The 5,670-nt window shown below is 65.8% G+C and carries 2 protein-coding genes and 1 pseudogene; 2 read left to right on the top strand and 1 reads right to left on the bottom strand.

Translation table 11 applies throughout. The features are described from left to right. Window positions 1–86: 86 nt before the first annotated feature. Entirely contained in the window at window positions 87–3,056 is a 2,970-nt protein-coding gene (locus AC2VOU_RS04185; protein ID WP_486956215.1) for an acyl-CoA synthetase, read from the bottom strand. A gap of 169 nt (window positions 3,057–3,225) precedes the next feature. Here AC2VOU_RS04185 and AC2VOU_RS04180 point away from each other — a divergent pair, with 169 nt between their 5' ends. Together AC2VOU_RS04180 and AC2VOU_RS04175 are read left to right on the top strand one after the other, a co-directional pair. Continuing rightward, a complete protein-coding gene (locus AC2VOU_RS04180) occupies window positions 3,226–5,004 on the top strand; it encodes an ABC-F family ATP-binding cassette domain-containing protein (RefSeq protein WP_486956214.1) in 1,779 nt (592 codons plus the stop codon). A 195-nt stretch (window positions 5,005–5,199) separates the two neighbouring features. Continuing rightward, window positions 5,200–5,670 (top strand): annotated as a pseudogene (locus AC2VOU_RS04175) (hypothetical protein); the annotation flags it as partial.

Below are 5,670 nucleotides of genomic sequence, written 5' to 3'. Positions count from 1 at the left end.
GTCGCCGACCAGCAGAAGTGGTCCTCGATCGGAGGGACACACCAGGATGCTCATCAGCTCTTCGTCAATCACGTTCGCTCCCAAGCTCATTGCGCACCGGACAATTCCGCCCGTGCCGGACCGGTCAGGCGCCGGAACTGCTTTGCCTCGGCGTCGAAGACCCATGCGTGGCGACCTGCCTTTGGGATCCCCGCCGCGCGCAGGGTGCTCACGGTTGGGCGGTAGGTCGCGCTGAGCTTCATCTGCGGCACCACATGCACAATGTCGGGGCCCAGTCCGAACTGCATCGCGGCGACCGCCTCGGTGAGATCGGCGGCGGTGATCGTGGCACCCGGTCGCGTCGTCACCGCGGTCACCGCGACCTGATGACCGTCGATCGGCACCCCGTAGGTCACCGCGAGGTCGACCGCCGGGATCAACCCGAGCGCGTCGGTGACCGGCTCGCAGAAAACGATGCCGCGTTTGGTGCGCACCGTCGAACCGCGCCTGCCCACCAACCAGAAGTCGCCGTCGTTGTCGCGACGGAACAGGTACTCGGTGGAGATCCAGGTGTCGGCGGGACCGAAGACACCCCGCTTGACCGAGGCGCTCGGATCTATCGGTCCGCGTGGCTCGGCGAGCAGCACACCGACCTCGTTTGCATCCGGCAGGCGGACGAGTCCGTTTTCGTTCTCCAGGATCAGATCGTGCTCGGCGTCATAGGCGCCCAACTCGACTCGCCCCGCTCCCGGCAGTGGCCGGCCCTTGCTGCCGATTTTGGCGCCGGCCACATTAGCCAACACAGCATGCCCGTCGGTGGTCGCGAAGAACTCCACGATGTGTGCGGGCGCGAACACATCGACGATCCGCTGCCACACACCGGTCGGCATACCCGAGCCGATGAACAGCCGGACCGGATGGTTGCCGCGCAGGGTGAAACCCGGGTCGTCGATGACGTCTCGGAGCATGGCCCATGTGTAGGAGACCACGGTGACGCCGTACTGGTTGAGCTCCGAAACAAAACGTTCGGGCTTGAGTCCGCGAGACAGCGCGATGCGGGTGCCGCCGACGACCGCACCACCGAGGCTGACGAGCAGGCCCGACTCGTGGTGCAGTGGTGTGAGGCAGTACAGCGTGTCGCTACGACTCAGCGCCGCCGCGGAGGCGGTGCCGAAAGCCGACAACGCCCAGCGGTAGTTGGTGATCTGTTTGGCGACGAGTTGCCCGCCGGCGGTGCTGAACCCGATGAACGCGATGTCACGCGCGTAGCCCGGGTTGGGCCGATACCAGGCCGGGAATTCGACGGCGTCGGGGTCGATTTTCTCCATGTCGATCACGTTGGTGTCATCGGCCAGGTGCAGATCACGGGCTTCACCGCCGCCGAGGACCAACAGCTGTGCGGGTAGTTGCCGTGCGGCCTCGAGATTGGTGGGGTCAGTGATGATCTCGCTCACTCCCCCGAGCCGGACCTCGGCCGCCAGGTCGACGTCCGGTTGCAGCAGAACGGCGACGGCACCCAACCGCGACAGCGCGGCGATGGCGACCAGTGCGCTGGGCCGGGTCTCCATTAACACGCCGACGTGCTCGCCCTGGCGGATCCCGACCGCGATCAAGCCGCGCACGACGTTGTCGATACGGCGGTTGACCGCCTCGTAGGTATGGACGCGTCCGTCGAAGAGCAGGAATTCACCGTTCGGGGCGTCGTGCGCCTGTTCGCCGATGATGCGGCCCAGCGAGATTCGGGTGTGGTCGTTGATCTGGCCCAGTCGGGCCAGTCGCGGCAGCGTCCGCACCGTCTCGACGGCCAGTGCGCGCACAGACTTGTTCGCCGCGAAAACCGCGTCGGCCGCTCCGCGAACCAGTGTCAGAGCCACCTCGGACACCTCGCCGAAGCCGTGCATCATCCGCGAACTCAGCGCGACGCCGCGGTCGTCCGGTTCGGTCGGCTGGTCCGCCATCGGGAAGATGTCGGTGGGCTTGGTGCCGCTTCCGGAAATCCACAGCGCCCAGTCGACCACAGTCGGCCAAGACTCCTGCGCTGCTCTGGATCCGACCACCAGACCGAAATGACCTGTCCGGATCAAATATTCGTAAACCTCGGCGTTGGGCGCTGCCCGCCGGATACCGCGCACCGCGGCCGGCTGACCAATATCGTCGACCTCTCCGACGAACGCCAAGATGGGACAGGTGATGTCGGTCAGCGTCACCAGCTGGCCGTTGATCGCGAAACCGCCGGTCATCATCCGGTTGTGTGCGATGAATTGCTTGAGCAGTTCCGAGATCGCCGGCCCGGACCAAGCGATCCAGCCTTCGGACTCCAAGAATCTGCGCTGGGCCTCGCGAGGTAGCAGCGCTTCACGATCGTGCAGTTGGCGCACGAAGTCGACGCGCGCTTTGGCCGTCTTGAGCGGATCGAGCATCTGAAAGCCGGTGCGCGCCAACCACCCTGGAATGTCGAGGCGGTTGAAGACATGGTCAGCCATGAAATTGGCGATGCCAGGAGCCAGGTTGGGCGGAAGCCCCATCGGCAGGGCCGCCAACGTGTCGACGGGAGAACCGAACGTCACAATGCTCGCGATAGAACTCGAGCGCCGGTAGGCAGCCGCCTGATAGCAGAACATCCCGCCTTGCGAATAGCCGGCGAGATGGACGTCGCGACCGGCGATGCCGGTGAGGACGTCGATCGCCTCGCTCAGCGCCACGATGTGATCGGTCAGGGTGCGGCGCATTCCGCCTTCGACCTCGTCGGGTGAGCCGAAGTCGATAACCCAGGGATCAAGCCCGGCTTCGTGCAGGATGCCTACCGCGCCGTCCTCTCGGGCGACGTCCCACATATTCGCCGACATCATCATGGGGTGTACCAGCAACACCGGCGGGCCTGCCTGGGGATGCCCCGGGCGGCTGTCCGGCGGGTAGTACCGCCGGAGCTTGTACATCGGTGTGCTCTCCACCACCTGCGACGGTGATGGCGAGTTGCCGGTTTCCAAGCCGCCGAGCCGCAACACTTCCAGGCCGTTCTGCGCGGTCGCGATCAGCCGCTCAACCGGTCGGGTGAGCGCTGAAACCCTCAAATCCATCCCGCCGCTCCCCCGTTTGCCGCTGCGAACGCCGATTGCTTCCGCCATTCTGGCAGACGCAGCCCCGTTCGTTAGCCGCGATGGCCAACCTGGTCGACAGCGAACGCGTCACGTCCGGCAGCCGGACGCATGAACACCGCGCCCGCATCGCCAGGCTAACCTCGGGCCGGTGGCACACTTGCTGGGCGCCGAGGCGGTTCACCTGGAATACCCGACCGGGGTCGTTTTCGACTCGACGACGGTCGGGGTCGGTGACGGCGATCGCATCGGCATCGTGGGACGCAACGGCGACGGCAAGTCCAGTTTGCTGGGTCTGCTCACCGGCCAGGTGTGTCCGGATGCCGGCCGGGTCACCCGGCGCAGCGGGCTGCGGGTCGGGGCGCTGAGTCAAGCGGACACCCTGGATTCGGCCGGCACGGTGGGGTGGACGCTGGTCGGCGACCGGGCCGACCACGAGTGGGCCGGCGATCCGCGGATTCGTGACGTGGTCAGCGGCCTGGTTTCCGACATCGGCTGGGACGCGGTGATCGGCACCCTCAGTGGCGGGCAGCGCCGCCGGGTCCAGTTGGCGGCGCTGCTGGTCGGCGAGTGGGACGTGGTTGCGCTCGACGAGCCGACCAACCATCTCGACATCGAGGGCATCACCTGGCTGGCGAGGCATCTGCGCGAACGCTGGGCGCGCGCGACCGGCGGCCTGCTCGTGGTCACCCACGACCGCTGGTTCCTCGACGAGGTGGCAACCGCGACGTGGGAGGTGCACGACGGGCTCGTCGAGCCGTTCGAGGGCGGGTATGCCGCCTACGTCCTGCAGCGGGTCGAACGGGACCGGACGGCTGCCGTCGTCGAATCCAAGCGGCAGAACCTGATGCGTAAGGAGCTGGCCTGGCTGCGCCGCGGTCCGCCGGCCCGGACGTCGAAGCCGAAATTCCGCATCGAGGCGGCAAATCAGCTGATCGCCGACGTCCCACCGGTGCGAAACCCCGTCGAGTTGGCGAAGCTGGCGACCGCGCGACTCGGGAAAGACGTCGTCGATCTTCTTGAGGTGTCGGTGTCATTCGACGGCCGACCGGTGCTGCGTGATGTCGAGTGGCGGATAGGACCGGGCGAACGCACCGGAATAGTCGGCGCCAACGGTGCCGGAAAGTCGACACTGCTGGGACTGATCACCGGTGCCGTCCTGCCGGACAGCGGAAAAGTCAAGCGCGGCAAAACGGTTCGACTCGGCATGCTCGACCAGCGCGGAGACGAGTTGATGCCGTTGGCCGACGAGCGGGTCGCCGACCTGTTGGGTCGGCTGCGCAGCGACTACGAAGTCGACGGCCGCGACGTCACGCCCACCCAATTGCTGGAACGTCTCGGATTCGCCGGCGGCCAACTCTCCGCCCGGGTAAGTGAGTTATCGGGCGGGCAGCGCCGCCGGTTGCAACTGATGCTCACGCTGCTGGCCGAACCCAACGTGCTGCTGCTCGACGAGCCGACCAACGACGTCGACACCGACATGCTGGCCGCCACCGAAGATCTGCTCGACTCCTGGCCGGGCACGCTGATCGTGGTCTCACACGACCGCTACCTGCTGGAGCGGGTGACCGATCAGCAATACGCGATCCTGGACGGAAGGCTGCGGCACCTGCCCGGCGGCATCGACGAGTACCTGCAGATGACGACGCAGGCGAGTGCGCGGCGCGTCGTCGCGGCGGCGACCAAACCATCGGCTTCTTTGGAGGTCTCCGGTTCCGAACTCCGTTCCGCGCAGAAAGAGATCGCCGCGATCGACCGCAGGCTGGCCCGGCTGGCCGAGCAGATCGACGCCAAGCATCGCGAACTGGCCGAGCATGATCCGTCCGACCACGTCGGAATAACCGGCCTCGCCGATCAATTGCGAGAATTGGAAAGCGACGTTGCCGAGCTGGAAACCCGATGGATGGAAGTTTCCGAAGTTTTTGATTGAGTGTGAAAATCGGCACTGAATGAAATGTCCAAGATTCGGGACAGGTTGCATTCCGGTGAGCGCGCCGAGAATGGCGCGGTTTGTATCTTCACGAAATTGCCTTCACCAGAGGGGATATCTTTTAGGATTCTGCACAAGCGAACGTCGCTGTCCCGGAATTTGGTGGCCGCCACTGATACGGAGAGAGATGTCTGCATGACGCAACGTCGCATCGCGTTGGCTGGGCTGGCGACTGCGGGCTTGGTTTTCCTAGCCGGCATGGCGTTCGCCGGCAATGCGCGTTCGGGTCTGCTGAGCATCCATGTGTTCGGCCCCGCAGGTTCGGCGATCATGGGTTTGTTCGCTACCGGATGCGCTCTCGCCGCGGCGTTGGCCGCCCGTGGTGGGCAACGCCGCGCGTGGAGGGCCATGGCTGTCGGATTGGGTGGCTGGACCGTCGGTAGCGCCGTGTGGTGCTACGTCGCAGGAGGCGGCGCAGCACCGATCTCGACATCGTCGGCCGCCGAGCTCGGCTATCTGGTGTTGCCGTTGTTTGCCGTGGCAGCTGCACTTTTGGTGCCGGGCCATCATGACTCGAGGTTCGGTCTGGGCGTTTTTCTCGACGGGGTTCTCGTTGCCGCTTCGTTGTTGGAAGGCGTCGGCATTCTGGCGTTGAGCACGGCGGCC

Source organism: Mycobacterium sp. TH-M25 (genome assembly GCF_057473665.1).
Note: the sequence above shows the minus strand (reverse complement) of the source record. Positions and strands in the feature narration are given on the sequence as shown.

What these genes read in the sequence shown, in the direction of transcription:
- AC2VOU_RS04185 (WP_486956215.1), bottom strand. Translation starts at nt 3,056, where the DNA reads ATGGATTTGAGGGTTTCAGCGCTCACCCGACCGGTTGAGCGGCTGATC.